This is a genomic window from Qipengyuania atrilutea, from assembly GCF_013370205.1.
Taxonomy (GTDB): Bacteria; Pseudomonadota; Alphaproteobacteria; order Sphingomonadales; family Sphingomonadaceae; genus Actirhodobacter; species Actirhodobacter atriluteus.
Genome location: NZ_JABWGV010000009.1, coordinates 1 through 24912 on the forward strand (window position 1 = coordinate 1; position 24912 = coordinate 24912).

The following is a 24912-nucleotide window of genomic DNA, read 5'->3' on the forward strand; positions in this document are numbered from 1 at the left end:
GCGCGCCGCGACGATGACGGCCGAGCGCGGACCATCGACGCGGGACCGCGCCGAGATCGCCGCGAGGGAGGCCGTGGCGGCGGCGGCGCGGCACCTGTCCGAACGCGAGGCGGTGTTTGGAGCCGCCGCGCTGGAAGCGCGCGCGGGCGAGCGGGCCGGAGGCCTCGCCAACGCTGCGCAGATCGTACAGGCCGTTGATCGGGCGCGCGGGACGGGCGACCTTATCGCCCGCGACCAGGGCGCGCGGGGACGCGGGTTCACAACGTGCGAGGCGGTGGCGACCGAGCGCCGGATGCTCGCCATCGAGGGCGACGGGCGCGGCACCGCCGTGCCCGCGCTGGACCGGCAGGAGGCGCTGCGCGCCGTCACCACGGCGGCGTTCTTCTCGCAGGCGAAAGGCCATTCCTGGACCGAGGGGCAGCGGACCGCGACGATGGGGCTGCTGACCAGCCCCGACCGCGTGAGCGGCGTGCAGGGCTATGCCGGGACCGCCAAGACCACCACCGTGCTGTCTACCTATGCAAAGGGGATGAGGGAGAAGGGCTACGAGGTCCGCGCCTTCGCGCCCACGGCGGCGGCGGCCGACCTGTTGGGCGGAGCGATCGGGGCGAAGGGCGAGACGGTCGCCAAGGCCGTGCTAACCGGCGAGGGGATCGTGAAGGAAGCCAGGACGCGGCCCGAGGCCTGGATCGTCGACGAGGCCTCGATGGTGAGCGCGCGCGACATGGCGAAGGTGCTGGGCATGGCCGAGCGATCGGGCGCGAGGGTCGTGCTGGTGGGCGACGTGAAGCAATTGGGCAGCGTGGAGGCGGGCCGCGCGTTCGGCCAGCTCCAGGACGCAGGCATGAAAACCCACGTCCTCGACAAGATCGTGCGCCAGGCGAACGACCTGACCCGCGAGGCGGTCGAAGCCACTATCGCGGGCGACGGAGCGCGGGCACTGGCAGCGCTCGACAAAGGCGGGGGCCGCATCACCGAGATCGCGCAAGCCGGGGATCGGCGCGCGGCGATGGCGCGCGACTTCGCCGCGCTGTCGCCGAAGGACCGGGCCAAGACGCTTGTGATGGACACAACCCGCGAGGGCCGGGAATTGCTGACCGAGGCCATCCGCGCCGAGCTGCGCAAAGACGGCACGATCACCGGCGAGAGCGTCAGGATGGCTACGCTGGAAAACAAAGGGCTGACCCGCGAGGAAGCGCGCATGGCCAACGGTTACGAGAAGGGCGACGTGGTGACGTTCCGCCGCGACTACGAGCGCCACGGCGTCGCGAAGGGGCAGGCCTACCGGGTCGATCGGATCGATCGCGAGGCCAACCGGATTATGCTGCGCGGGCCGAACGGCCGTGCGATCGACTGGCGGCTCGACAGGTGGGGGCGGGGGCAGTCCGAGGCTTATGTGGCGAAGGAGCGCGAGTTCGCGAAAGGCGACCGGGTGCAATTCACGCGCAACGACCGCGAGACGGGCCGGGTGAACGGGCTGACCGGCAACGTGACCGCGATCGATGCCGAGCGCCGCGCGATGACGGTCCGCGACGCGCGCGGGCGCGAGCATAAGCTGTCGCTGGACCAGGCCCGAGACCGGCATCTTCGGCACGGTTGGGTAGGCACCGTGCATGGCAGCCAGGGCGCGACCGCCGACCGGTCGATGACCCATCTCGAAAGCCACCGGGCGATGACGGTGGATGCGAAGACCACCTATGTCGCGATCAGCCGCGCGCGGCACCATGCGGCGATCTACACCGATAGCCGCGAGAAGCTGGCCGACGCGATCGAGCTGCGCTCGGGCGAGCGGCAGACGGCGCTGGAACCGCAGCGATCCGGGGAAAGGAAGGCAACAGCGCTTTCATTGTAATAATGGCCGATATAAGAACAGGTCGTGAACAATGGACGCTACCGGGAATCGCGGCAGATCGGAAGGAAGCCAGCAGCCAACCTTCATCACGCCACACGCGTTGCCGAACGCATCGGCAGGCCGCTGAACCAGTTCGTCACGATCAACTATTCCCACACCGCGTGTTCGCCGCGTGAGGCGAGCGCCGCGTTCCGCAAGCTGCTCGCGAGCTGGTATGCGCGGTGGCTTCGTCGACACCAAAAATTGAAGGGTCGCTGCCCGCCAACCCATGTCTGGGTTTTCGAGGCGGCAGGAGGGCAGGTGGCGGTTCACTGGGCAGTCCATATCCCGCGCGGACTGGTGCGGGAGTTCAGAAGGTCGCTTCCTCAATGGATCGCGGCGACTGTTGGTGAACCGGTGCCACACGATACGGTGAAGCATCGCCCGATTTACAATGTGACTGGGCTGAAGCGGTATGTCCTGAAGGGCATGGACCCGCATTTCGCGCCGCTATGGAAGATTCGCCCGGTGCCGCAGGGGCTGATTGTCGGGAAACGAAGCGGCTTCAGCAGGAATCTTGGCCCGACCGCTCGCGCACGCGTTGGCTATCGTCCGCAACGCCATCGCTCGACAGGTTGGACGAGCGATGCCACTGCTTGAGCGCTATTACCTGTGGTGGCTCCTCACCCCGTTCAAGACTTTAATCGTTCTACCTCTGCCACCCGAAAACGGTCACGGCTTTGAACCCCCTCATATTTTTCGAACCAACTGGCAGACAAAAGCTCGCTCGGCCAACTTGATAGAAATTGCCTTGCCTTTGCCCGAAAACCGGTTGCAAAAGAGGAGTCATGAAGTTGCATCGAAAGCTGTTACTCGGGTCGCTGGTGGCGTTCGTTGCTCAGCCGTTGACGGCGCAAGAAACAACACCGCCGCAAAACAACGATATTGAAGGGACCATTGTCGTAACCGGCCAGCGCCAGAGTGAGATAGATGCTATCCGACAGGGCGTTGATCGAATTTTCCCTTCTGCTGGGCCGACCGATCCCATTGCTAGATTTATCGATCCGGTATGCCTCGGCTTCGCCGGTCTCAATTCGCGGCAGCAAGCCACTTTTCGCCAAATGATCGAATTTCGCGGCAAGAATGCTGGAGTGAGCTTCGCGCGCCCAGACTGCAAGACGAATGCATTGGTCGTCATCGTCGATGATCCGGAAACTTTCGTTTCCGAGGCCAGAAGCGAGCAGTCCAAATTCATGCCGGTTAACGAGCAACGCAAGTTCGAAGCCGCAATGCTACGCGGCGATCCCGTATTCGCTTGGACTTCGCAGGAAATACGTACTGCGCTGGGACGACCGGCACCTCACAGTGCCACAATTCCGGGCCTTACCTTACCAATGGCTGTGGCGACCAAGGTCAACACGGACGCACGCGCTCGCCGAGTGGGGTTAGAACAGAGTGCGGCCCTTGTTAATTCGATCGTTATTTTCGATGCTAGGAGGCTTGAGGGGCTTACGCTCGTTCAGCTGGCCGACTATGCCGCGATGCGACTGCTGGCACCGAGTGAGATACGTGCCGAGTGGCAAGGCGATCGCCCCGAATCCATTTTGAAGCTTTTCTCCACAAAAGCGGACGAAGTCGAACTATCGATGACTGTCTTCGACGAGTCCTATCTAGCTGCGCTATACAGTTTACCGCTCAACGCCAGCCCCTCTCGATTGAAGCCGACGGTGGTTGCAGGCTACTTAGAAAGAAGAGAGGACTAGGGCTGAGCCACCTAAGTCAAAATGATCAATGAAGGCCATCTTCCGCATACGGAGCTTAGAACCGGACGTTCTGCTTTCCATACAGTAGCTGCTGCTAGCAGGCCACGTTCGCCAGCCTATCGCCGATCGGTGCGGGCACGTAATCCTCGCGAGGCTGTCCTTCCGTAGTCATCAGACGTTCGGTCGGCAGCTTGATCGTCAGATCGGTGTTCCCGATCGGTAAATCCTCGACCGAGCCGTTCAGGCCCGCCATCATCGATCCGCGCACATCAGCGCCCAGCGCCGCGAACCCGATCGCCAGGCCTTCGCCCATGCTTCCCGTCCAGCGGCCGACCAGGATTGTCGGCATTTCCGATCGATACTTGCCGGAACGGGGGAGAACCTGTTCGACCCATTGGCGCGCGACGCCCGTCTCGCGCTCCTCGGCAGGGCGGTTGTGCATCTGATAGCCACGAGGCCGTTCGACGAACCAGCCCATGATGGCCCGCGCGATCGTAGTGTTGCCGCCCGATGGCGTGTCCCGCAGATCGAGCACAAGACCAGTATCTGGATGGAGCGAACCCATCGCGGCGTCAAAGGCGGCGATCGATTCCCGGTCGCCGAGAGCGTTATTGAAGCGGACGATGGTCACGCCGTTGGCGGCACAGACCGACAGGGGCGGTTCCGGATCATCGGTTGCTGCGTAAAGCGAAGGCAGAACCACCGCTCGCTCCGTTCCCGAACTGTCGACAGTGACAATCCGCCGCTCCCGATTGCGACGCCCAGCGACGAGAACACGCGCGGCATAGGCCGCCCGCTGCGGAGTCACGTCAAGTCCCATTGCCGACCAGAACCAAGCAACGGCACGAGCTACTGGAATCCCATCGATAGCGACAATCTGCTGCCCGTTTTGGATGTCCGCTCGCGATGCAGGGCTGTCCGGCCTGACCGCATCAATGACGTAGCGGCCATCCTCGAACACCACCCACAGATCGGTATATGTCGGCACGACCGTCCAACTGTCCGCGAACGAGCTGCCAGTGATCGCATGGTGATCGGCGAGCGAGGCGATCCGGTGTTCGGCGTAGCGGAGCAGCGAACGTTCATCGTGCACGGCTTCGCGCTCGCGCGTAAGGACGTCGGAGTGTGGGAGGGTGCCATCGGGCAACTTGTCGAGATAGGCATATTCGCGCTCGATTGTCTGATCCAGCGCAACCGCCGACGCTCCGTAATCGACCGGCTCGGTCGCGCCGACGAGCAGCAGCGGAGCCAAGATGACGACAGGGATTAGCTTCAATCTCATTCCCGGCCCATAGCCGGAAATTGGCTGATTGGGGAGTTGGAGCGAAAAGCCTGCCCGTTCAAAACCGAACGGTTCTGACACCTAATCCACAAGCACGCTTTTCTGCGGCGTTGCGAGTGTCACAACCCCGTGTCAAAGAGATCGGGTGCAAATCGGCTATGCCCGCGTGTCCCGAGGGGACTCCCAGGACCTGGACCCGCAGCTCCGCGCGCTGACCGACGCGGGCTGTTCGATCATCTACCAGGAAGAGGCATCGGGCGCGAAATCCGACCGGCCCGAACTGGCGCTGGCGATCGAGGCGTTGAAGCCCGGCGACGTGCTGACCGTATGGAAGCTCGACCGCCTTTCCCGCTCGCTCCGCGACCTCCTGTTCACGCTGGAGGCGATCACGGCCGCCAAGGCCGGATTTCGCTCGCTGACCGAGGCGGTTGATACCACGACGCCGGCGGGGCGGTTGATGACGCAGACCCTTGGCGCGTTCGCCGAGTTCGAGCGGGCCATGATCCGCGAGCGGACCATGAACGGCTTGGCGCACGCCCGGAAGGCCGGAAAGCATATCGGCCGCAAGCGCGCTCTCTCGCCCCAGCAGCGCGCCGAGATCATCGAACGCGTCGAGAACGGCCAAGGCTCCCCTGCCCAGCTCGCCTCGCTGTTCCGCGTCTCGCGATCGACCGTGCAGCGGGTGTTGCGGGAATACTGCGAGAAAAATGCCAGAGAGGCTGCCGCACATGAGTGACGCCATAAACAAGTTCATGGAACAGCAGCGCGAAAAAGACCGACTGTTGAACGAGGCGGTTGGCGGAAAAAGCTACCTCGGCACACTGGATACTGATTCTGCCATCACCAAGGCCATGAGGGATTTGGTGGAAGGCCCATCAATCGCCAGAATGATGGGCGGCGACAGCCTTTTTGCCCTCCAGAATACCGCCACGGGCATAATGGACAGCGGGGTGCTGGATCAGGCACGGCGCATCGCGATGGAGCTGGACCGCAACCTCGTGCGCGGCCAGCTTGGCGAGTTCGGAATCGATGCCGGACTGGTCGAGAGGGGCACCCGCGACTTCTACCGACAGTTCCGCCACCCCGCCCATGATGACACCATTGCGCTCGCCAGCAGGGTTGCCGCGACGAGTCTCATGGACGTGTCCAGGGTTCGGGATGCCCTGACGGGCGTTTCCTCCAACTGGGCCAGAATTTCAGACGAGTTTGGCAGTGCCACATCCGTTGCGCGGCTTCATGAGTATGGCTTGGCTGTCGCCCGCACCGATCCCTTTTCGGAGCAGGTTTCAAAGCTCTTGCGGGGTGGACTTGGCGACTGGCGGCGCTTCGACATTCCGGATGTCGCTTCCATTCTGGACATACAGTCACGACGCAGCATCTATCGCGAGATCGGGATGGAGCCTGGCCTTGCCGATTTCACGCCCGACGCCTTCGATGAAATAACCGCGAGCGCGGGCCTGGAGCGGGAACCGGGTGCTGAGAGCAGCGACGAGGAGGACCGTGCTGCCAGTGCATTCCGGACCATAAGGCGTCTTGAACAGCAAGTCCGGGACTTCATCGAACGCCGCCTGCGCAGTGTTTTTGGCGACAACTGGGAGAAGAGCCAGATTCCCGGTCGCATGCGAGAAAACTGGATTGCAAAGCGGGACGATGAAGTCCGGCGGCAGCGCCCGCCCCGCCCCCGCCTGATCGATTACGCGGACTTCAGCGACTACTGGATGATCTTCGAACGCAAGGACAATTGGGAGCAGGCCTTCTCCGGAGTGTTTGTCCGCAAAACCGACGTTCAGGAATCCCTGTTGAGGATCGCGCCGGTTCGCATCGTTACGAGCCATGCTGCGATCGTGACACAGGATGACGAAGTTCTTCTAGGCATCGAGGCGCGTCGCATCCTGAATGCCATCCAACGCAGCGCCTAACAGGAATTATTACCGAAGAATCACGGTTTGTTCTTGCCATTTGGGAACATCGCTGCCACTGCGTCAAAAAAATACCCAGAGGGGACTTTTGATGACGAGCAGATCGCCCACGCCGTTTTCCCAGCTCCGCACGCAGGCGGGCATCAGCATCGAGGCGCTGGCCGACATGGCCGGGTTCTCTTCCCGGACAGTCTACCGCTGGGAAAACGGCGAGGTTTCCCCCCGCAGGGCCGCAACCGAACTTCTCAAGCGGATCATTGCCGACCGGCCCTGCGAAGCGGCGCAGGGCGATCCTGCTTTCCGCTTCATCGACCTGTTCGCCGGGATCGGCGGCCTCAGGCGCGGCTTCGAGCCGCTGGGCGGGAAATGCGTATTCACCAGCGAATGGGACAAATACAGCGCGGCGACCTACCGCGCCAACCATCCGCATGATGGCCACGAGGTTTCCGGCGACATCACCGAAATCGAAGCGGGCGACATTCCCGCGCATGACCTGCTGCTGGCAGGCTTTCCCTGCCAGCCCTTTTCGATCGCAGGCGTGTCGAAGAAGAACGCGCTCGGCCGCGAGCACGGCTTCGCCTGCGAGGCGCAGGGAACGCTGTTCTTCGACGTGGCGCGGATCATCGCGCACCACCGGCCCCGCGCCTTCCTGCTGGAGAACGTGAAGAACCTCGTGAACCACGATAGGGGCCGGACCTTCGAGGTAATCCGGCGCGTGCTGACCGACGAGCTGGGCTATGACATCCACTGGAAGGTGATCGATGCGCGGTCATGGGTGCCGCAGCACCGCGAGCGCATCTTCATCGCCGGTTTCCTAGAACCGGCGGATTTCAGCTTTGCCAACATGCCCATCCCCGACCCGCTTCACGGCCCGCGCATCGGCAGCATCCTCCATCCCGAGGATGGCAGCGAGGCACCCGAGAAGCCCTTCACCGAAGGCAATATCGGGCGCGTGTCCGCGCGCTACTCGCTCAGCGACCACCTGTGGCAGTATCTCCAGGATTACGCCGCCAAGCACCGCGCGCGGGGCAACGGGTTCGGGTTCGGGCTTGTCGGCCCGAACGACGTGAGCCGCACGCTTTCCGCCCGCTACTACAAGGACGGTTCCGAGATCCTTGTCGAGCGGCCGCGCGGCAATCCGCGCCGCCTGACCCCGCGCGAATGCGCGCGGCTCATGGGATTCGACGGGCCGGGCGGTTCGGACTTCATCATTCCGGTTTCCGATACGCAGGCCTACCGCCAGTTCGGCAACGCCGTTGTCGTGCCGGTCGTGCAGGCGGTGGCGCGGCATATGGCCCCTGCCCTGGGCATCGCAGCGCCGGAGCCGGTGGAGGCGCGGCTTGCCGCCTGACGTGGTGGACCAGGCCACGCGCAGCCGCATGATGGCAGCGATCAAGGGCCGCGACACCAAACCCGAAATGATCGTGCGGCGCGGGCTTCACCGCAGGGGCTTCCGCTTCCGGCTGCACGACCGTGCCCTCCCCGGACGGCCCGACCTCATCTTTCCGCGCCACCGCGCGGTGATCTTCGTGCACGGTTGTTTCTGGCACGGGCACGACTGCCCGTTTTTCCGCTGGCCAAAATCAAGGCCCGAGTTCTGGCGCGCGAAGATCGGCGCGAACATCGAACGCGACCGGGCCGCCAGGACCGTGCTCAGGGCGGCGGACTGGCGCGTGCTGACGGTATGGGAATGCGCGTTCCGGGGTAAGTCCCCGGAGCACGGTGAGGCCGCGCTTGACGAGGCGGCTGCGTGGCTTTCCGGCAGTTCCGGAGATGCCGAGATCAGGGGAGATGACAGTGGCGCTGGCTGACCTTTCGGATTGGATGGACGACCACTCCGGCGACGGATTCGTGTGGTATGTGAAACGGCTGTCCGGCAACGACACGCTCGCCAACGGTGCCCACCAAGCCGGTCCCTACATCGCGCGCGAGTTCCTGTTCCGCATGTTCCCGGCGATCGACCGGACGGACGTGAAGAACCCCGATACGCGGTTCGACCTCTATATCGATTCCCATGCCGATTACCGCAAGGTCCGCGCGGTCTACTACAACAACAGGTTCCACGAAAACCCCGATGGTGGCCGCAACGAGGCACGGCTGACCAATTTCGGGGGTGCATCATCGGCGCTCCTTGATCCCGACAGCACGGGTGCGCTGACCGTCTTCGCTTTCGCGCTTGATGATGCAGGAGCCGCCACCGAGGCGCATGTCTGGGTATGCCGCCACGGCACCGAGGAAGACATGGTGGAGGACCGGATCGGGCCGGTGGAGCCGGGCCGCTATGTCATATGGCCGCCGGGCGCGACCGGGGGCACGCTCTTCCTGTTTACCCCGCCTGCACCCACGAGCTGCTGGATAGCGGCGGCCGACATGCCGCCGGCATGGCTGGCGAAGTTTCCGACCGGGGCCGAGATTGTCGAGCGGGCGGTGGAGCTGCGCCCCCTGCCCGGCATCGTTCCCGACCAGCGGCTCCTCAAACGGCGCGACTGCGAATTCGAGATATTCCGCAGCGTGGAGGAAGCGATCGAGCTGCCCCACATCACCGCCGGGTTTTCGAACGTCGAGGATTTCATCGCGCGGGCGCAGACCATCCTCCAGCGCCGCAAGGCCAGATCGGGGCGCTCGCTCGAGCTTCACGCCCGTGCCATCTTCCTCGAGGAGCGTCTGGCCGAGGGAACGCAGTTCTCGCACCAGCCCGAGAGCGAGTCCGGCAAACGGCCTGATTTCCTGTTTCCCTCGCAGACCGCCTATGCCGACAGTGCATTCCCGGCCGACCAGCTCCGGATGCTGGCGGTGAAGACCACATGCCGTGACCGCTGGCGGCAGATACTCAACGAGGCCGACCGTATCCCGGCGAAGCATTTGCTGACCTTGCAGGAGGGTATTTCGGAATCGCAGTTCAACGAGATGAGCGGTGCGGGCGTGCAGCTCGTCATTCCCGCTGCGCTGACCGAGAAGTTTCCCAAATCCGTGCAGCCCCATCTCCAGACGCTGGAGAGCTTCATCGGCGACGTGCGCTTGCTGCGGACCCTGTAGCAGCATGACGACTGTTCTCAATCAGGACCCCCGCCTGCGGGCCATGATAATGCCGCTGTTCAGGTTTGACCCGCGATCGCCGGATGGCCGCCCGTTTGGTTTGGGCACGACGTTCCGCATCGATCCATGGGGCACCTGCGCGACGGCCTTCCACGTCATCGAGGACATGCTGCTTTATTCCGGCAAGGAGCTTGTCCTGCGCGATGAGGTCCGAATGGTTGCCTTGGAGCTGGAGGGGATAGCCTACGGAGCGGCGCCCCTGTCCGAGCAGGCATGGCGTCCCCTGTCCGCTCTCTATGCCGAAGCCGGGGGGCAAACCCCTACCCTGTTCCATGAGAAGCCGAGAGTCCGGAACCTGACCGAACTCGCGAGACTGACCATATCCCGATCACATCAGAAGAACGAAATGCCCTGCTTGCCGGTGGCGCTCCGAAAATTGCCCGTCGTCGGAGAAATCGTCATGGGCTACGGTTTCGCGAACTTGGATGTTGCCAAAGACGGAGCCCCAGAGGACCGGCCGTTTTCGCAGTATCTCTACGAAAGTGCCGGAGAAGTAATCGAAGTTTTGCCTGCCGATCCGTCATCGTCGATGCCTTGGCCGTGCTTCCGCGTGGCGGCGGAATGGCCAAGCGGAATGAGCGGCGGGCCGGTAGTGGATAGGGATGGCAGCGTGATCGGCGTCATTTCCCGCAGCTGGACCGGTGAGAGGGACTCCACCGCCACCCATTTTGCAGGCTGGAACGTCGCTGAACGGGTGTTTCCGTCGATCGACGGGTTCGCACCGCGCCGATACAAAGGTTTCGCAGCTTTGGACGATGACGATGATGTTCGTTTTCTGGGGCCGAACAAAGAGGCGGCAGACGCTTTTGCCCATGACCATGGCATGACGATGCGAGCCGTATCGTGCAACCTTGAGACGGGCGATTGGATTGCGCTTTAGCTGTTGGGGACAGGTTTCAATACACCTTTCCCATGCCCATATTTGGGAAGATGAAAATCGAGACCTATCCCGAGGAGGCATCGCATAATTGTCGGAAGTGGACCTATGCCATCTTCGACGATGACGGGATCGAGGAGTTGGAAAGAGTTACCATGGAAGGCTCGCATTCGGCCGTCCAGCGGGCTGCTAAGGAGGCGCGCCACCGCCTTTATCTGGAGCGCAAAGCGCAGAGAACTCGTTAGGTCTTCCTTGCTGCTGCGCGTGCAGTTTTGCATCATCGGCTAAAAATCCGGATAATCATCGGGGTCGGGCTCAGGCTCGAAACCGTCCTCGTTTTGCCCCCGAGCACGCCGGGCGGCATCGTCTCCCGCAAGGCGATACCAGGTTGTCCCGGCGTGGTGGAAGCGGCGGACCTCGCCTTCATCGATCAGATCGTTCCTGACCATGGTCAGGATGTGCGGGTTGATGCGCTGATTGAAGGGACCAGCATCGGAGATCTTCTGTTCGATGATCCGCATGGTGGCCACGCCATGACGAGCGAGGAGGCGCAGAAGCCGCTCCCGCGCGATCGTTTCCCGTTCCCTGCGCGACAGCTTCGCCAAGCGCCATTCCTATTTATATATATTATAGCAGTATGTCTGGCGCGCTCCGCTTGCCGTGATGCCCGCCCGATAGCTGATATTGTGATGATAATCGTCAGTTTTCCAGGAATTGGAACAAAAAGGGATCAGACTGGCACGCCCCTGCCGGGACCGCGCTCTATCTGCGATCGAGCCGCCTTCGCCGTCTCGCCCCTTCCGGGTGACGATCGCTCGCGCGTCGCTGCGCTCCAATCGAGCGGGAGTTTCTAAAGGACGCGCTCTGTCCCGCGCCTGCGGCGCTCCTGAGGGCGCGGCGTTTTCGGGCTGACCCGCTGGCACTCCTGCCTCTCTCATTGCCGGACGCCCGCTGGCGCACGGATCGCGCGCGCAGGGCATCCGGCGGCTTCGCGCCGTTGCAGGGGTGCCGTTGCCTGTCTTCGCCGCCAGAGCGGCTTCCTGGCGCTTGTCAGCGCCGTTTCCGTGGGTGGGGAACACCAAGGGCTTCGCCCTCTCGTTCCCGAAGCCAAATAGCCGCCCCGTGTGGCGGGCTTCGCCCGCTGGCCCGCGCCAAGGCGGCGATTGGGCATCCCCCTCCCCCTCCCATCCTCGCCGGAGGGCAGAGCCGCAGGCCGCAGGCTGCGGCTTCGCCGGAAAAGGAGACAAGGGACATGACCAACCAGACCAACAGCAGCAAGCGGACCGACCCCTACGCGCGGATCACCGACCGCATCCTCGCCGAGCTGGAGCAGGGTGTGCGACCCTGGATGAAGCCGTGGAGCGCCGAGACGCTGGCGGGGCGAGTCAGCCGCCCCCTGCGATCGACCGGCGAACCCTATGCCGGAATCAACGTCATCCTCCTATGGATGGAGGCGGTGGCCAATGGCTACGCCTCGCCCACATGGATGACCTACAAGCAGGCGCAGGCGCATGGCGGACAGGTCCGGCGCGGCGAACAGGGCGCGCCCATCGTCTACTATGGCAGCACGACGAAGAAGCCGGAGCAGCAGACGAACGGCAATCTGGAGCTGGAGGGCGAAGGCCGGGAAATCCGGTTCCTGAAAACCTACCACGTGTTCAATGTCGCGCAGATCGACGGCTTGCCCGAGCGGTTCCATCCCGAACCGGCGGAGACCCCTGCCCCCGCCTTCGAGCGCATCGAGGCGGCAGAGCGGTATTTCAATGCCATCGGCGCGCGCGTGGCGCATGGCGGCAGTCAGGCCTTCTACATCATCGGCGAGGACCGCATCCAGCTACCGCCCTTCGAGGCGTTCCACGACGCCGAGGGCTATTATACCACGAGGGGCCACGAGACGGTTCACTGGACCCGGCACGCATCGCGGCTCGACCGGAGTTTCGGGCGCGAGCGCTGGGGCGATGAAGGCTATGCCCGCGAGGAGCTTGTCGCGGAATTAGGTTCCGCCTTTCTTGCCGCCGACCTTGGCTTGGCGCTGGAGCCGCGCGACGACCATGCTTCCTATATCGCGAGCTGGATAAAGGTTCTGCAGAACGACCGGCGCGCCATCCTGTCCGCCGCCGCCCATGCCGAGCGCGCGGTGCGCTACCTTCACGGATTGCAGCAAGTCCAAAGGAGGGAAGCCGCCTGACGGCGACAGGGACGAGGCCGCCCTTTGGGGCGGCCGAACCTTTTGTCCACCCGCCCTCCCCCGCGCGGCCGCGCCGGGGCGCGGCCGAATAAAACGGAATTTCGCAATGAGCCAAGGCGCAGATTTATGTCACCAGCGCGCGCGGCTCGAAAAAGGAAGGGTTTTGCAACGCTTGGAACGGCCGAAATGGGTGGTGAGCGGACGGTCCGGTTTCAGCGCCTCGGTGGCAAAATCGGACAACCCTTATTTCGTCATGTCGGTGACAAGGTGCCTGCCTGATGAGCGCGAGAAGCTCGGTGGCGCGAGAGTTCCTCGTACCGACAATACTTCAAGCTTAGTATGACCCAGCCTCGACGCGGTCTTGTACGTCGCGAGCCGAAGAAAGTGCTTCCGCAAGCTCCTTGGTTGAACCGACGCCCCAATAATGCAGGAAGTAATAGATCGGTTCACCGCCAACCATATGATTATGCAGGGCCACCACGTGGATGTCGTGTTCTCGCAGAGCGCGCAGGACGGGTTGGACCTCGTCCTCGGTCATGATGAAATCGCCGTCCACCGCAGCCAGTTCATCGCTTCCTGAGAATGCCGCCCAAGTCGTGAGGCCCATCGAGCCTCCGATCTCGACACCGTGCATCCGGCCTAAGCGCGGGAAGGTGTATTTCACGACGCCCTCGCCGATAGTCGGCTCCACATTGAAAAGATCGGTAAGAGGTGCAGGGTCGATAACGCCGTCCGGGTCAGGTGTTGCTCCGCCGAAGCTGCGCTGCGGCACAGGATTGGCCTGTCTCACCGCCTTGATCGCATCCCATACGGATTTCACGGCAGCCGCCATCCGGGTGGTGTCGCCGTGACCGCCGATATGCATGAAGTAGACAGGCGGATCATCGAAGATGAAATGGTTATGCAACGCGGTCACGGTGAGCCCGCCCTCAAGCGCAGCGTCCATCGCGGCCGTGATCTCGTCCTCGAAAACGACTGTATCGCCCATGACCATGACACCGCCCTCGACAGGTTTGAATGCGGCCCAAGAACCAAGGCCAGCAGGAGGGTCGAGGCGCATGCCGTCCACGCTCACCTCGACATCGTCCCTTGTCCATCCGATGCGTGCCACCCCATCCTCGGTGATCGTCGCCTCGGCGTGAGAGGCCTCGAAGATAAGAGCTGCAAGATTGTCCAGATTGTCCAGATTGTCCTGGGCGTGAACCGGAGCGGCCAGAATGGTGAAACCCACGCTTGTTGCGAGCAACAACTTGCGAATATTTCTCATGTGAAATCTCCATTTTTCTGTATTTTAGACAGCGGTCGCTATTGTGAGGTAATATGCTGCTCCCACTGCCGCGCTGACGAGCAGCACAGTCAACATTCCGACCTTGAAGCGCAGCATGGCGACGAGAGCAGCTGCCGCAATGACGACCGACGCAATGTCGATACTGGCGATGTCGGGAACGAGCAGGCTCGCACCGTAGCCTCGAACCTGGTCGAGCCGCGCGAATACGACATGCAGGGCGAACCAGATTGCGAGATTGAGAATGACGCCGACCACCGCCGCCGTCACAGCCGAGAGCGCGGCAGTCAGCAGCTTCACCCCGCGCAGTTTTTCAATGAAAGGCGCTCCGAGAAATATCCAAAGGAAGCACGGCGCAAACGTCACCCATGTGACGATGACCGAAGCCACGACGCCCGAAGTGACAGGCCCCAACATGCCTGCGTCCCGGTAGCCGCCCAAGAACCCGACGAACTGGACGACCTGAATCAACGGGCCGGGTGTGGTCTCCGCCATGCCGAGACCATCGAGCATCTCTCCCGGAGCAAGCCAGCCATGCGTCTGCACGGCTTCTTGCGCCATATAGGCCAGCACCGCATAAGCTCCGCCGAAGGTCACGACTGCGAGCTTGGAAAAGAACACCGCCAATTGGGTGAACACATGGTCGGGACCGACCAACAGCAGGAGCGCAATTATCGGGGCAGCCCAGACGCTTCCCCACGTGAGCGCCGTGCGCAAAGCGCCGCGCCAAGTGGGTTGAATCCGAGCAGAGTCGCCCGCCTCCAATACGGCGTCTGTGGAGCCTTCCTGCTCGCCATCGGGGGTCTCGTGCGCCTTAATGACAAGGAACCGTCCAGGGTCGAAACGCCCGCCGAGAAAACCGACCAGAGCGGCCACCGCGATAATCAGCGGGAAGGGGGCATCGAAAACAAATATCGCCACAAAGGCTGATGCTGCGATGAGATACATGGGCCAGGTCTTCAGCGCACGCTTGCCGATGCGCAAAAGCGCCTCGATCACGATTGCGAGCACCGCCGCCTTGATGCCGAAAAAGATCGCCTGAACGAGACTTGCTTCCTGAAAGCTCGCATAGAGGACGCTCAGCGCCAAAATACTGAGGAAGCCAGGAAGAACGAACAGGCATCCCGCCACAAGGCCGCCGCGCACCCCGTGGAGCAGCCATCCGAAATAGGTGGCAAGCTGCATCGCCTCCGGTCCCGGAAGGAGCATGCAATAGTTGAGCGCGTGCAGGAAGCGGCTCTCGCCGATCCATCGCTTCTCTTCGACCAGAATGCGGTGCATCACCGCGATCTGTCCTGCCGGCCCTCCGAAACTGAGGGCGGCAATGCGCGCCCATACGCGCGTCGCTTCGGCGAACGAGATACGGCCTTGCTCGGCAGGCAAACTTTTATTTGCTGAATTCATCAATGCGTCCTTGGTGCACGGCCATTCGTGCCGGACTTGGGCGCATTGCCTGATCGGGCGCCGGAGAGATTGCCCGAGTGCTCTACCTAGATCGACGGACATGCCGCGTCAACTCCGGCCCTTGTGCAAGCTGGTTTGCAATCCCCAAAGGACAGCTTGGATCGACTGTCCGCTTGCGGGCCTCGCTGCATAGCAGCGCGTATGACCGTTATTAGGGTCGGAAGCTGAACGTCCGTTTGTCTATTGAGTAAATGAGTGAAAGTGCGTAAACGCTTTTGAGTAAGAACTCAAACAAGGCGTTTTCATGGTTGTCATATCCGTTCTGAACCCCAAAGGCGGGAGCGGGAAAACAACGCTCACCACCAATCTGGCACAGGCGCTGCACCTGCGCGGCAGCAAAGTGCTGATCGTGGACAGCGACCCCCAAGGAAGCGCGCGTGACTGGCACGCGGCGAGCGCGGCGAATCCCCTCCCCCTCGTATCGCTGGACCGCGCCAACAATATCAAGACGCTTTCCAGCATGATCGGCAGCTACGACCACATCGTGCTGGACGGTGCGGCGAAGCTGGAGGACATCATTGCGGCCGCGATCAAAGTGAGCGATTTCATCCTCATTCCGGTTCAGCCCTCACCCTATGACATATGGGCCGCGTCCGACTTGGTGGACTTCATCAAGGCGCGCCAAGAAGTGACGGATGGCAGCCCGAAAGCCGCTTTCGTCATTACGCGCCATATCGAGGGCACCCGGCTTGGCGACGACGTGCGCGACGCGCTCGACGAGTATGGGCTTCCCGTCCTTTCAACGGCGATCACACAGCGTCAGGTCTATCCGCAAACTGCTTCCGAGGGTCGCACCGTGTTCGAGGGAGGCAACACCAAGGCCCATGACGAGATCGATGCACTGGCGAACGAAGTGATCGGCATGCTGGCAGACGCCGGACACGGGGAGGCGAAAGATGGCACTCACGGCTAAACGCCCCAGCAGGGGCGATGAGGCGCGCAGGCGCATCATGCAGGACATTCAGGAAGGATCGGAGAAGAAGCGCCGCCTGAATGCCGAGATCGAGGATTCCCTTTACCGCCGCATCAAGATCAGGGCGGCGGAGGAAAACCGGACCATATCGGAGATCACACGCCAGCTCTGGATTGAGTATATGGGTGAATAAGCATTTACTCAAACACGTAAACACTCAATAGCCGTTGCGGCCGCGCTTGGCGAACCATGACCGGCAGAATCCCAGAAACGCCCGGTCGGGGTTTTTGGGCGGTTCCTTCTGCCGGGCCGCATAGCTCCGCCATTCGTCCGCCAGAACGGATACATCCCAGGTAGGAGCGACCTCGCGGGCGCGTTCCAGAGTCTCCGGCGAGAGCGGGATGATATACGCACCCGACACCCGTTCCTGTTTCGGGGCAGGGGCGTAATGGTCGAGAAAGACCTGTTTCGGGGTGACTATCAGAACGTCGGCAAGAAGCCGGAAGGTATAGTCCGGCATGTGATCGTGCTCCTCGTCCGCCTTGCAGATGGCCCGGACGAGGCGGCGGAACTCCTTTTCGGAAGACGTGGAGCCGGTGCGGGCCTTGAGCTTTTCGAGACCGCATTTCCATTCCGGCTGTGTTCCGCAGTGCTTGCGGGCGAGTTCGTAAAGGCGGCGCTCAAGCGGCTTGCGGAGCTGGAAATAGCGCCGGTTGAGTGTCAGCACGTCATTCCCGGCGATGGCATTGAACGTCCAGTCGGAGAGTGTCACTTCGAGATCGAGCATACGCCCATCGCGGGTCTCCCGGACGATCCGGTAACGGTCGATAAGGCTGAACCCGTCTATCTGTTCGACACCACCGGTCGTGATGTTCGTTTCGATCTGGGTTCCCTGGAGGCGTTCGAGTGCCGACTTAAGGCCCGCATAGCCGGTTCCGGCCGTCGGCCTGTTGGTGGCGACCAGAAGATCGAATGCCTTGAACCGGAGCGTGCGGTGGACCTGCTTGCCATCCTTGAGCGCCGCCATGACCTGCGAGATGCAGTAAATCAGCACGTCGCGATCGTGCATGGTCGCCAGACCGATCATGTTCGGCCGGATTTCGACGTAGCTTTCGCCATCGGGTGCTTCGTACCGGCGTTTTTTCGTATCGGGTTTGGTAGATAGGGTGAAGATCGGATGCGCCATCGAGGCCATGTCGCCTTTCGGCGCAGCGTCGAAGATATCGCAGACGAAAAAGTCTCCCTGCTCGTGCCTAAGCGGGAGAAGGGGGGTCCGTTCCGATTTCGTAGTTTCACCCACCATCAGTGCAGGTTCGTAATTTCACACACCGGTCTTGGCAAGGCTTTCGTAGTTTCACCCACCAATTATCGTAATATCACCCACCGGCTTTCGTAAGATCACCCACCAGCAATCAAGAGTTAGCCGCCTTAAGATATTAAGAATCAAACTCTTATGCGCGCGGGTGATTCGCGTAACACAGAGTCTAACACCCATTAACACCCACAGAAGAAGCGGGTCCGACAGTTACGGACAACGGAATAATCCCGAAGCGTCGCAGGCGGCCTTCGGCCGCAGGCTATCGAGGGGTGCCAGGGCCGACCCGAAGCGCTCCAGAGCGAACGACAGCGCGAGTTGAAAAGCTGGAACAGGGAAGGGGGAAAGCAACCGGGATCGTGACCGGATCCCGGTGCGATATCGGGTTTCATGCGTTGTTTGATTGAAGGGAAGGCATCAAAAGGAGGCGCTTGCAGCACTGTTCGACTGGCTGACTGGACTTTTCACCGGTCCGGGCACAATGGAAGCGCCGCCGCCGATCGAACCGGTCGAGATCAATCCCGCGACCGGCCTGCCGATGACGGGCGGGATTGGAGGCGTGGACGTAGGTGGCAATCCCTATGGCCACGACGACCACGTGGCGCATTCGACCCACGATCATTGGAATGACTGGTCAAACCCGGCGGGCGGTCACGATTCCTGGCACGACTGGTAACGGCGCAGCCGTTTCGCGCGGCCGAGCCGCCAGCGCAGTCTCGCGACATGCGTGCGCCATGAAAGACGGGGCAGGGGCCGCAGGGATACAGGTTCGGGCGTGACGCTGGCGCGTCGGCAGACGGCGCGCATTTCCCGGTTGTGCTTCACCGCCGCGACCCATTCGTTCACCTCGCGCACGGCGGCGCGTGTCGCGTCGAGATCGGCCGTTGCGGGCAATCGGGGATACCAGGCCCAGATACCGAGCTGATCGGCTTCCCTGAGCGTCAGGGAGAGGTGCAGGTCGATATATTCCCGCGCGATGCGATGACTGGCATCATAGGCGAGCCGCATCGAGCCCGCGATATTGTCGTATTCGCGCAGGAGTTCAGAATCGGGGATGCCTTCGGCCAAGCGGCGTTCCAGTTCGCGCAGCCGGTCCCGGCGATCGTCCCACTTGGCCGCCCAGTCGGGATCATGGCTTTCGAGCACGCCGCCTAGCGCCCCACGCTGACACCGCCGGAGCCTTCGACCTGCGCGTTCGCATCGGTGCCTTGATTGCCCGATTGTGCTTCGCGCTGCGTGAGGCTGGCGGTGGAAGCGAGCCGGAGGTTGACCGACTGGCCGTTGATGCGGCTGTCCCCGAACCACACGCCCCCGGCACGGGTCCAGGTAAGACCGCGCGCGTCGGCAACGAAATCGCCCGCGCCGGAATGATAGAAATGAATATTGCCCGAGCCGGTAAGGTCTGTGGTGAAATGCCCCCCGACGACTTGTGACGCGGCATCATCGAGCATCGTCCTTAGCGTCGGCACGGGTATCGCCTGGAATTCGGCCAGCACGCGGGCGCGGGCTTCGTCGGGATCGGCGAGGCGGTTGGTGCCGAGCCGTTCGTCGATCGCCGCGAACACCGCATTGGTGTAGATCGCCGAGATGGCCAGCGCCTCCATGTAGCGCAGGTGCAGTTCCTCGTCATACTTCGGAGGCGGGCGGTTCCTGTTGAAGAACGGCGTGTCGAAGCGCGGATCGACATTGCGGTCATCGATCGCATGGACTTCCCAGCCCTTGCGCGGAAATAGCGCCAGGAGGACCGGCGCGGCATAGACCATGTGGGCGGCGTCGAGCGGGGTGCGGGCGCGCAGCTCGTCCTGATCGAGCGCGGCGAGGCCCGCGCGGGTCGGAGCGATCGAGGCGGCGAGCTGATCGGGCAGGGCCGCGATCGAGCCATCGGCATCGCGGCCGAACACGGCTCCGGTGATCTCGTAATCATTCAGTTCGCGCGCCCGCATGTCCGCCATGAACGCATCGGCCATGAGGCCGAGGGCGGGCATTTCATGGGTCTTGCCGGATTCGAAGCCGAGCGATCGGACCCGCTCCCACAGGTTCGAGAGCGAGGAGCCGGACCCGGCGCTTTCCGAGGCCGAACCGGAGACCGAGGGACCGCTGTTGCTGCATCCCGCGAGCAGCAGAGCGGCGGCGAGCGAAGTGGGCAGGGCAGGGTGTGTCATTGGCCTTCCTCCGCGACGAGCTGGCGCAGTTCCTCCGCGTCGGCTTCGAGCGTGTCGCTGGAGCCTTCGAGCTTCGCTTCGAGTTCCCCGAGCCGCGTGCGCAGTCGCGCCAGCTCGGCGGTGCTTTCCGGGTCGCAGGTTTCCCGACCGCTTCCCGACATCGCGTTCCAGTCGCGCTCGAAGGTTTGATCGAAGGCCGCGCGATCGGCGCGCACGGCGACCGTATCGCGTTCCACCCTGACATCGACATGCTGTTGATACGTGACCGCGAGCCAGGTCAGCACGGCGGCGATGGGCGAGGCGACGAGCGCGCCCGAAGCGAAGCCGCTCAGCGCCATGATGAAAGTCCAGTCCCCGATAACGGAGGTTGGAAGGGCGAGCTTTCAGCTCGCTCAGTTTTGATCCACACCCTACGCACGCGTGCTCCCTCAAGTCCGTGGTCGATATGTAGGCTGTTCAGCCCGTCCCTTTCCGGATATATCAGGGAATGCTACGGGAACCTACGCGAATTGCGCGGGCGAAGAGCGTAGGCGGGTGCGTATACGATGCGAACCCAGGCGGGGAGGGCGGGTTGGCGCGGGTGATGCTGACCGGACGGGTGACGGAGCCGCAGGCGGACGCGCTGAAAGCGTGGGCCGAGGACGCCGGGCTGCCCCTCTACCAAGCCACCGTGCGCGCGCTGGAGCTGGGCATCGCGGCGCTTGCCGAGCCCGAATCTCCCAACGGGAACGGCGAGCCGGTTCAGGCGGCACCGGCCAGCCTTGACAGCGAGGCGATCGAGAGTTTGCGCGCATCGATCGAGAAGATGATCGAGCGACACGAGGCGCAGGGCGACATGCTGTCCCAGCTCGCCATGCGCGCCGACCTGAGCGACCGGCTGATCCAGCGCGCGCTCTACGCGGCGGGCGCGGCCTATGCCGCCGCGCTTGCCGGGCCGGGCGAGAGCGAGGAGCACCGCGCGGAGATTGCGCGGGACGCGGACCGGATATTCGCGCGGCAGCTCGCGAAGGTGCAGGAGGAATGACGCATGGGTTTTGAGCGGACGATACCTGCTCGTTTGTCTTTGCTGCTGCTGTGTTGGACTTCACTGGCGAGCTGTAATGGCGCGCCGGAACGCCAAGATGCCGCGAACCTATCGCCCGAAACAAATCGTCCAATCACCTCATTGCGAGAAGTCGAAGGTTTTTGGCTTATTGAGCGGTTCGAAGACTTTGAACCGTCCTGGCGCAGTAAGACACCTTGGCGAAGCGCCTATGTGCAGATCGGCGATGGCTTTCTGACTTACAATGTGGGTTGCAACCAGTCTGGCAATCCCGCCGCTCTCGACCGAAACGGCATCCTTCGAGACACGGGCGATGGTTCGCGCATGCAGACCTTGCAGGGATGCGGGGACATTCGCGAGGCGCGCGATGGCCGTTTCTTCGCGTTCTTTGGCGGCAATCCCCGAGTGCAGGAGTTCGGCGAGGACCGCATTCTATTGCAGAGCGGCGGTCGCGAGCTCGTGCTTGTCCAGCCAGACCGCTGGCGTCAGATACACAAACCGGATTTCGCCGAGATCGAAGGTCGCTGGGTGCCTCAGATGTCGACAACCTATGATGGCTGGGGATCAGAGGGGTTCGGGATAGGCGACGATCCGGGAGCCGTGACCATCGGACGCAGACACGTCACATGGTCGCTATGTCCCAATCTACCGATTCCGACACGCTGGACCTCCGATGGAAGGCTAGTGGCCACGACCGCGCCCGACATAACGGATTGTTCCGCAGTGGCCCGCGCGACCGAGAATGGACCTCGTGCCGTCATGGAAATGTTGACCGCTAATCCCGCCGTCATCCGGACTGGGCCAGACCGGATCGTGCTAGTCGATGGATCGGGTGAAAAGGGGCGCCGGATCGATCTGCGATCGGAGGAGAGCATCCTCAATCCGCCTCCTCCACCACCGCCGCCCAAGGGATATAAACCGCCCCCGGTCCCGCCACCGCCACCGGTGGGTGAGGGCATTTGATGGCAACCCGCGCCGAACTCCTCTCCCGTGGCCAGGCGAGCAGGAACCGGCAATGGGCGGGGCGGGGTGCCCGCGCGCAGGTGGCGGCGATTCTGTTCCTGGTATGCGCGGGCGTCGGAGCCTTCGCGGGATGGACCACCGCGCCCGAGCTGACCCAGCGCGGGGCGGCGCTCTATGCCAGGGTGCAGTGGCAGGAGCTGGCCGACCCCTTCGCGCGCAATCTCGAATCCGCCGAGGCGCGCAGCCGCGTATCGGTGCGCGATGCGATCCTTGCCGAGGACAGCCCGGCGACCCGCAGCTTCAATTCATTGTTCTGGCGCATGGGGTTCTTCGCCGTGCTGACCGGCCTCGCGATCGGCGTGCCGCTCTATCGCTGGCGGCGGCGCGAATGGCTTAAGGAAGGCGAGCGCGCCGGGCGGGACCGCACCGTGCGCGGGAGCGAGCGCGTGAGCGCCGAGGCACTGGCGAAGCTTGTTCCGCCATCCCGGGGGCCGCGCCCGGTGACGATCGGCGGCGTGCCGGTTCCGGTGGCCGAGGAAGCGCGGCATTTCCTGTTCGCGGGCGCGACCGGGACCGGCAAGACCACCGCGATCTTCGCCATGCTGGACCGGGTTGAGGCGCGCGGCGAGCATGCCTTCGTCCATGACGTGGATGGCGGCTATGTCGCGCGCTACTACCGCCCGGAGCGCGGCGACATCATTCTCAATCCCCATGATGCCCGCTGCGCGGCGTGGAACCCGTTCGACGACATCGGTTCGCCTTCCGACGCCGACCGGCTCGCCAGCTTCATCGTCGCCAAGCCAAGGGGCGGGCAGAGCGGCGATGATGTCTGGTATGACCAGGCCCGCATCGTCGCGGCCGTCGTCATCCGCCGGTTGTGGGAGCAGGGCAGGGGGACCGTGCCCGAGCTGGCGCGCGCGCTCGGCGACATGACGGCGGACGAGCTGACCGAGCTTGCGAAAGGCACCGAGGCGGCGCGCGTGTTCCAGAAGGACGCCGACAAGGCGACCGGCAGCGTGCTGTTCTGCCTGTCCGGCGCGGCGAAGGTGATGAAGCTCCTTCGCGGGCAGGGCGGCGATGGCCCGACGATCGGCTTCGACCGGTTCTATCAGGGATTGCCGGAGATCGACGGCGCGAAGCCGTGGATATTCCTCGCATCGAGGAAGCGGAACATCGACGCCGCGCGGCCCTTGCTGGGATGCTGGCTCGACTGCGCGGTGGCGGCGATCCTCGATCGGCCGACGCGCGGCGCGCCGCGCGCATGGCTCGTGCTGGACGAGCTGCCCGCGCTTCCCCGCGCGGGCGGGTTGCTGACGCTGTTGCCCGAAGGCCGCAAATACGGCGCGGCCTGCGTCATCGCCTTCCAGGCGATCGGCCAGCTTCGCGAGACCTATGGTCAGCACGCCGCCGGAACCATCGTGGGGCAGGCGGGCACGCAGCTCGTCATGCGGCTCGGCGATCCGGAATCGGCGTCATGGGCGAGTCAGCTCCTGGGTCGGTCAGAGGTGGAGGAGCACCGCGCCAGCGCCTCGCTCGACAGCGACGAGCTGAGCGACCGGGGATCATTGTCCACCATGCGGCAGATGAAACCCGTGGTGCTCGACAGCGAGATAGGCGACCTCTCGCCGCTGACCGGATTCCTGCGACTGTCCGGCCTGCCGATCGCCAGGGTGACGATACCGCGCGGCCACATGGACCGGGCCGACATTGCCGAGGCGACCATGCCGGTTGCACCCGTCCCATCGCTACCGGAAAGCAGGGATGAGGCAGTCAGGGGCGACCGGAAGGACGGTCCCGGCCATGACCGCACCGCCGGAGGCGCACTGTAGCATGGTCGCCAGCGTAGCCGCCTTGTCGAGCGCCGCGCAGGCATCGAGCTACTACGAGGCCGACGACTACTATTCGGAAGGCGGCGAGGCTCCGAGCGCTTGGGAAGGCGAGGGCGCGAAGGCGCTGGGGCTGACCGGCGAGGTGGACCGCGCCGTGTTCCGGAAGGGGCTGGAGGGCGAGCTGCCCAATGGCGAGGTCTTGGGCACGATGCGCGACGGCGAGCGTCAGCACCGACCCGGTTGGGACATGACGTTCAGCGCGCCCAAATCGGTATCGATCATGGCCGAGGTGGCGGGCGACCGGCGGCTCGTCGCGGCGCATGACAAGGCCGTGCGCACCGCGCTCGGCTATATCGAGCGGCACGGCGCGGCGACTCGCATCAGGAGCGGCGGCGAGGTCCGCACCGTCGAGACCGGCAAGCTCGCCATCGCTACCTTCCGCCACAATACGAGCCGCGCCCAGGACCCGCAGCTTCATACCCATAGCGTAATCCTCAACGCCACGCAGGACAAAAGCGGCGCGTGGCGCAGCGTCGAGAGCCTGTCCTTCTTCCGCATCTACCGGGACGCAGGGAGCATCTACCGTCAGGCATTGGCGCAGGGTGCGCGCGAGCTGGGCTATCAGGTCAGGGACGGCAAGGATTCCATGTTCGAGCTTGCCGCCGTGCCCGAGAAGGCGATCCGCGCGTTCAGCGCGCGCGGCAATCAGGTCGAGGCGGCGCTTGCCGAGCGCGGCAAGACCCGTGCCGACGCCACGGCGGCCGAGAAGGCGACCCTCACCCTCGCCACGCGCGAGGCGAAGCAGGAGGCGGGGCGCGAGCAGCTTGTGCCGGGCTGGCGCGCGCAGGCCGAGGCGGCGGGGTTTGGGGAAAAGGAGCGCATCGCGACCATCGCCGAGGCCGCACAGCGCGCCGCGACGATGACGGCCGAGCGCGGACCATCGACGCGGGACCGCGCCGAGATCGCCGCGAGGGAGGCCGTGG

At 63.6% G+C, this 24912-nt stretch carries 27 protein-coding genes; 19 read left to right on the plus strand and 8 right to left on the minus strand.

The genetic code is table 11. From position 1 onward, the window contains the following. From HUV48_RS13900 to HUV48_RS13910, 3 genes are all read left to right on the plus strand, one after another. On the plus strand, positions 1-1852 hold a 1852-nt coding region (locus tag HUV48_RS13900; protein ID WP_217906840.1), incomplete at its 5' end, for an ATP-dependent DNA helicase. 24 nt (positions 1853-1876) lie between these two features. After that, positions 1877-2491 (plus strand): hypothetical protein, encoded by a 615-nt coding sequence (locus HUV48_RS13905; protein ID WP_176268332.1) that lies wholly within the window; start codon positions 1877-1879, stop codon positions 2489-2491. Between the two features lie 188 nt (positions 2492-2679). Beyond that, positions 2680-3594, plus strand: a complete 915-nt coding sequence (locus HUV48_RS13910; protein ID WP_176268333.1) for a hypothetical protein — start codon at positions 2680-2682, stop codon at positions 3592-3594. Positions 3595-3688: 94 nt separating this feature from the next. Here the strand turns inward: HUV48_RS13910 and HUV48_RS13915 are convergent, their stop codons facing one another. After that, positions 3689-4876 (minus strand): S41 family peptidase, encoded by a 1188-nt coding sequence (locus HUV48_RS13915; protein ID WP_176268334.1) that lies wholly within the window; start codon positions 4874-4876, stop codon positions 3689-3691. A 145-nt stretch (positions 4877-5021) separates the two neighbouring features. Between HUV48_RS13915 and HUV48_RS14635 the strand changes: the two genes are divergently transcribed. The 7 genes from HUV48_RS14635 (at position 5022) to HUV48_RS13950 (ending at position 11013) form a co-directional block, all read left to right on the plus strand. Then, positions 5022-5612: a recombinase family protein gene (locus HUV48_RS14635; protein WP_176268335.1), complete on the plus strand. Its 591-nt coding sequence runs from the start codon at positions 5022-5024 to the stop codon at positions 5610-5612. Continuing rightward, the gene (locus tag HUV48_RS13925; protein WP_176268336.1) at positions 5605-6795 is read left to right on the plus strand and encodes a hypothetical protein; all 1191 of its coding nucleotides are present in this window, start codon (positions 5605-5607) and stop codon (positions 6793-6795) included. The genes HUV48_RS14635 and HUV48_RS13925 overlap by 8 nt, the downstream gene beginning before the upstream one ends. Positions 6796-6886: 91 nt before the next feature. Next, positions 6887-8146 carry a DNA (cytosine-5-)-methyltransferase gene (gene dcm / locus HUV48_RS13930; RefSeq protein ID WP_176268337.1) on the plus strand — a complete coding sequence of 420 codons (1260 nt, stop codon included), beginning with the start codon at positions 6887-6889 and terminating at the stop codon, positions 8144-8146. 1 nt (position 8147) lies between these two features. Next, on the plus strand, positions 8148-8606 hold the full coding sequence (locus HUV48_RS13935) for a very short patch repair endonuclease (protein ID WP_318656110.1): 459 nt from the start codon (positions 8148-8150) through the stop codon (positions 8604-8606). Further along, positions 8587-9831 (plus strand): type II restriction endonuclease, encoded by a 1245-nt coding sequence (locus HUV48_RS13940; RefSeq protein WP_176268338.1) that lies wholly within the window; start codon positions 8587-8589, stop codon positions 9829-9831. The genes HUV48_RS13935 and HUV48_RS13940 overlap by 20 nt, the downstream gene beginning before the upstream one ends. A 4-nt stretch (positions 9832-9835) precedes the next feature. After that, positions 9836-10771 carry a trypsin-like peptidase domain-containing protein gene (locus tag HUV48_RS13945; protein WP_176268339.1) on the plus strand — a complete coding sequence of 312 codons (936 nt, stop codon included), beginning with the start codon at positions 9836-9838 and terminating at the stop codon, positions 10769-10771. Positions 10772-10821: 50 nt separating this feature from the next. Further along, entirely contained in the window at positions 10822-11013 is a 192-nt protein-coding gene (locus HUV48_RS13950) for a hypothetical protein (protein WP_176268340.1), read from the plus strand. A gap of 39 nt (positions 11014-11052) precedes the next feature. On the opposite strand, the gene HUV48_RS13955 is transcribed toward HUV48_RS13950, so the two are convergent. Beyond that, on the minus strand, positions 11053-11373 hold the full coding sequence (locus tag HUV48_RS13955; RefSeq protein WP_176268341.1) for a hypothetical protein: 321 nt from the start codon (positions 11371-11373) through the stop codon (positions 11053-11055). A gap of 647 nt (positions 11374-12020) precedes the next feature. Between HUV48_RS13955 and HUV48_RS13960 the strand changes: the two genes are divergently transcribed. Then, positions 12021-12956 (plus strand): ArdC family protein, encoded by a 936-nt coding sequence (locus tag HUV48_RS13960; protein ID WP_176268342.1) that lies wholly within the window; start codon positions 12021-12023, stop codon positions 12954-12956. 106 nt (positions 12957-13062) lie between these two features. After that, positions 13063-13299 carry a hypothetical protein gene (locus tag HUV48_RS13965; protein ID WP_176268343.1) on the plus strand — a complete coding sequence of 79 codons (237 nt, stop codon included), beginning with the start codon at positions 13063-13065 and terminating at the stop codon, positions 13297-13299. On the opposite strand, the gene HUV48_RS13970 is transcribed toward HUV48_RS13965, so the two are convergent. Both HUV48_RS13970 and chrA read right to left on the minus strand, forming a co-directional pair. After that, the gene (locus HUV48_RS13970) at positions 13291-14223 is read right to left on the minus strand and encodes a DUF1259 domain-containing protein (RefSeq protein ID WP_225871731.1); all 933 of its coding nucleotides are present in this window, start codon (positions 14221-14223) and stop codon (positions 13291-13293) included. The genes HUV48_RS13965 and HUV48_RS13970 overlap by 9 nt on opposite strands. A gap of 24 nt (positions 14224-14247) precedes the next feature. Beyond that, positions 14248-15645, minus strand: a complete 1398-nt coding sequence (chrA, locus tag HUV48_RS13975; RefSeq protein ID WP_176268344.1) for a chromate efflux transporter — start codon at positions 15643-15645, stop codon at positions 14248-14250. A gap of 304 nt (positions 15646-15949) precedes the next feature. On the opposite strand from chrA, the gene parA reads away from it, so the two are divergent. Continuing rightward, positions 15950-16618, plus strand: a complete 669-nt coding sequence (parA, locus tag HUV48_RS13980) for a ParA family partition ATPase (protein ID WP_176268345.1) — start codon at positions 15950-15952, stop codon at positions 16616-16618. After that, positions 16602-16811 (plus strand): hypothetical protein, encoded by a 210-nt coding sequence (locus HUV48_RS13985; RefSeq protein ID WP_176268346.1) that lies wholly within the window; start codon positions 16602-16604, stop codon positions 16809-16811. The genes parA and HUV48_RS13985 overlap by 17 nt, the downstream gene beginning before the upstream one ends. A 24-nt stretch (positions 16812-16835) precedes the next feature. On the opposite strand, the gene HUV48_RS13990 is transcribed toward HUV48_RS13985, so the two are convergent. After that, the gene (locus HUV48_RS13990) at positions 16836-17921 is read right to left on the minus strand and encodes a replication initiator protein A (RefSeq protein ID WP_176268347.1); all 1086 of its coding nucleotides are present in this window, start codon (positions 17919-17921) and stop codon (positions 16836-16838) included. A gap of 415 nt (positions 17922-18336) precedes the next feature. On the opposite strand from HUV48_RS13990, the gene HUV48_RS13995 reads away from it, so the two are divergent. Beyond that, the gene (locus HUV48_RS13995; RefSeq protein ID WP_176268348.1) at positions 18337-18609 is read left to right on the plus strand and encodes a hypothetical protein; all 273 of its coding nucleotides are present in this window, start codon (positions 18337-18339) and stop codon (positions 18607-18609) included. On the opposite strand, the gene HUV48_RS14000 is transcribed toward HUV48_RS13995, so the two are convergent. From HUV48_RS14000 to HUV48_RS14010, 3 genes are read right to left on the minus strand one after another with little or no spacing between them, the layout of a single operon-like run. Continuing rightward, positions 18585-19079: a hypothetical protein gene (locus HUV48_RS14000; protein ID WP_176268349.1), complete on the minus strand. Its 495-nt coding sequence runs from the start codon at positions 19077-19079 to the stop codon at positions 18585-18587. The two genes, HUV48_RS13995 and HUV48_RS14000, sit on opposite strands and share 25 nt — an antisense overlap. A 5-nt stretch (positions 19080-19084) precedes the next feature. Continuing rightward, positions 19085-20095, minus strand: coding sequence for a hypothetical protein (locus tag HUV48_RS14005; RefSeq protein ID WP_176268350.1), 1011 nt, complete (start codon positions 20093-20095; stop codon positions 19085-19087). Continuing rightward, the gene (locus HUV48_RS14010) at positions 20092-20433 is read right to left on the minus strand and encodes a hypothetical protein (protein ID WP_176268351.1); all 342 of its coding nucleotides are present in this window, start codon (positions 20431-20433) and stop codon (positions 20092-20094) included. The genes HUV48_RS14005 and HUV48_RS14010 overlap by 4 nt, the downstream gene beginning before the upstream one ends. 149 nt (positions 20434-20582) lie before the next feature. Between HUV48_RS14010 and HUV48_RS14015 the strand changes: the two genes are divergently transcribed. The 4 genes from HUV48_RS14015 to mobF all read left to right on the plus strand — a co-directional run. Next, the gene (locus tag HUV48_RS14015) at positions 20583-21119 is read left to right on the plus strand and encodes a hypothetical protein (RefSeq protein WP_176268352.1); all 537 of its coding nucleotides are present in this window, start codon (positions 20583-20585) and stop codon (positions 21117-21119) included. Positions 21120-21122: 3 nt separating this feature from the next. Beyond that, the gene (locus tag HUV48_RS14020; protein WP_176268353.1) at positions 21123-22100 is read left to right on the plus strand and encodes a hypothetical protein; all 978 of its coding nucleotides are present in this window, start codon (positions 21123-21125) and stop codon (positions 22098-22100) included. Positions 22101-22180: 80 nt separating this feature from the next. Beyond that, the gene (locus tag HUV48_RS14025; RefSeq protein WP_176268354.1) at positions 22181-23929 is read left to right on the plus strand and encodes a type IV secretion system DNA-binding domain-containing protein; all 1749 of its coding nucleotides are present in this window, start codon (positions 22181-22183) and stop codon (positions 23927-23929) included. Continuing rightward, a partial coding sequence (gene mobF / locus HUV48_RS14030) for a MobF family relaxase (protein WP_225871732.1) occupies positions 23862-24912 on the plus strand: 1051 nt, incomplete at its 3' end. The genes HUV48_RS14025 and mobF, both read left to right, overlap by 68 nt.

What these genes read in the sequence shown, in the direction of transcription:
- HUV48_RS13910 (WP_176268333.1), top strand. Translation starts at nt 2,680, where the DNA reads ATGAAGTTGCATCGAAAGCTGTTACTCGGGTCGCTGGTGGCGTTCGTT.
- HUV48_RS13915 (WP_176268334.1), bottom strand. Translation starts at nt 4,876, where the DNA reads ATGAGATTGAAGCTAATCCCTGTCGTCATCTTGGCTCCGCTGCTGCTC.
- HUV48_RS13925 (WP_176268336.1), top strand. Translation starts at nt 5,605, where the DNA reads ATGAGTGACGCCATAAACAAGTTCATGGAACAGCAGCGCGAAAAAGAC.
- dcm (WP_176268337.1), top strand. Translation starts at nt 6,887, where the DNA reads ATGACGAGCAGATCGCCCACGCCGTTTTCCCAGCTCCGCACGCAGGCG.
- HUV48_RS13940 (WP_176268338.1), top strand. Translation starts at nt 8,587, where the DNA reads ATGACAGTGGCGCTGGCTGACCTTTCGGATTGGATGGACGACCACTCC.
- HUV48_RS13945 (WP_176268339.1), top strand. Translation starts at nt 9,836, where the DNA reads ATGACGACTGTTCTCAATCAGGACCCCCGCCTGCGGGCCATGATAATG.
- HUV48_RS13950 (WP_176268340.1), top strand. Translation starts at nt 10,822, where the DNA reads ATGAAAATCGAGACCTATCCCGAGGAGGCATCGCATAATTGTCGGAAG.
- HUV48_RS13960 (WP_176268342.1), top strand. Translation starts at nt 12,021, where the DNA reads ATGACCAACCAGACCAACAGCAGCAAGCGGACCGACCCCTACGCGCGG.
- HUV48_RS13965 (WP_176268343.1), top strand. Translation starts at nt 13,063, where the DNA reads ATGAGCCAAGGCGCAGATTTATGTCACCAGCGCGCGCGGCTCGAAAAA.
- HUV48_RS13970 (WP_225871731.1), bottom strand. Translation starts at nt 14,223, where the DNA reads ATGAGAAATATTCGCAAGTTGTTGCTCGCAACAAGCGTGGGTTTCACC.
- chrA (WP_176268344.1), bottom strand. Translation starts at nt 15,645, where the DNA reads ATGAATTCAGCAAATAAAAGTTTGCCTGCCGAGCAAGGCCGTATCTCG.
- parA (WP_176268345.1), top strand. Translation starts at nt 15,950, where the DNA reads ATGGTTGTCATATCCGTTCTGAACCCCAAAGGCGGGAGCGGGAAAACA.
- HUV48_RS13985 (WP_176268346.1), top strand. Translation starts at nt 16,602, where the DNA reads ATGGCACTCACGGCTAAACGCCCCAGCAGGGGCGATGAGGCGCGCAGG.
- HUV48_RS13990 (WP_176268347.1), bottom strand. Translation starts at nt 17,921, where the DNA reads ATGGTGGGTGAAACTACGAAATCGGAACGGACCCCCCTTCTCCCGCTT.
- HUV48_RS14005 (WP_176268350.1), bottom strand. Translation starts at nt 20,095, where the DNA reads ATGACACACCCTGCCCTGCCCACTTCGCTCGCCGCCGCTCTGCTGCTC.
- HUV48_RS14010 (WP_176268351.1), bottom strand. Translation starts at nt 20,433, where the DNA reads ATGGCGCTGAGCGGCTTCGCTTCGGGCGCGCTCGTCGCCTCGCCCATC.
- HUV48_RS14015 (WP_176268352.1), top strand. Translation starts at nt 20,583, where the DNA reads ATGCTACGGGAACCTACGCGAATTGCGCGGGCGAAGAGCGTAGGCGGG.
- HUV48_RS14020 (WP_176268353.1), top strand. Translation starts at nt 21,123, where the DNA reads ATGGGTTTTGAGCGGACGATACCTGCTCGTTTGTCTTTGCTGCTGCTG.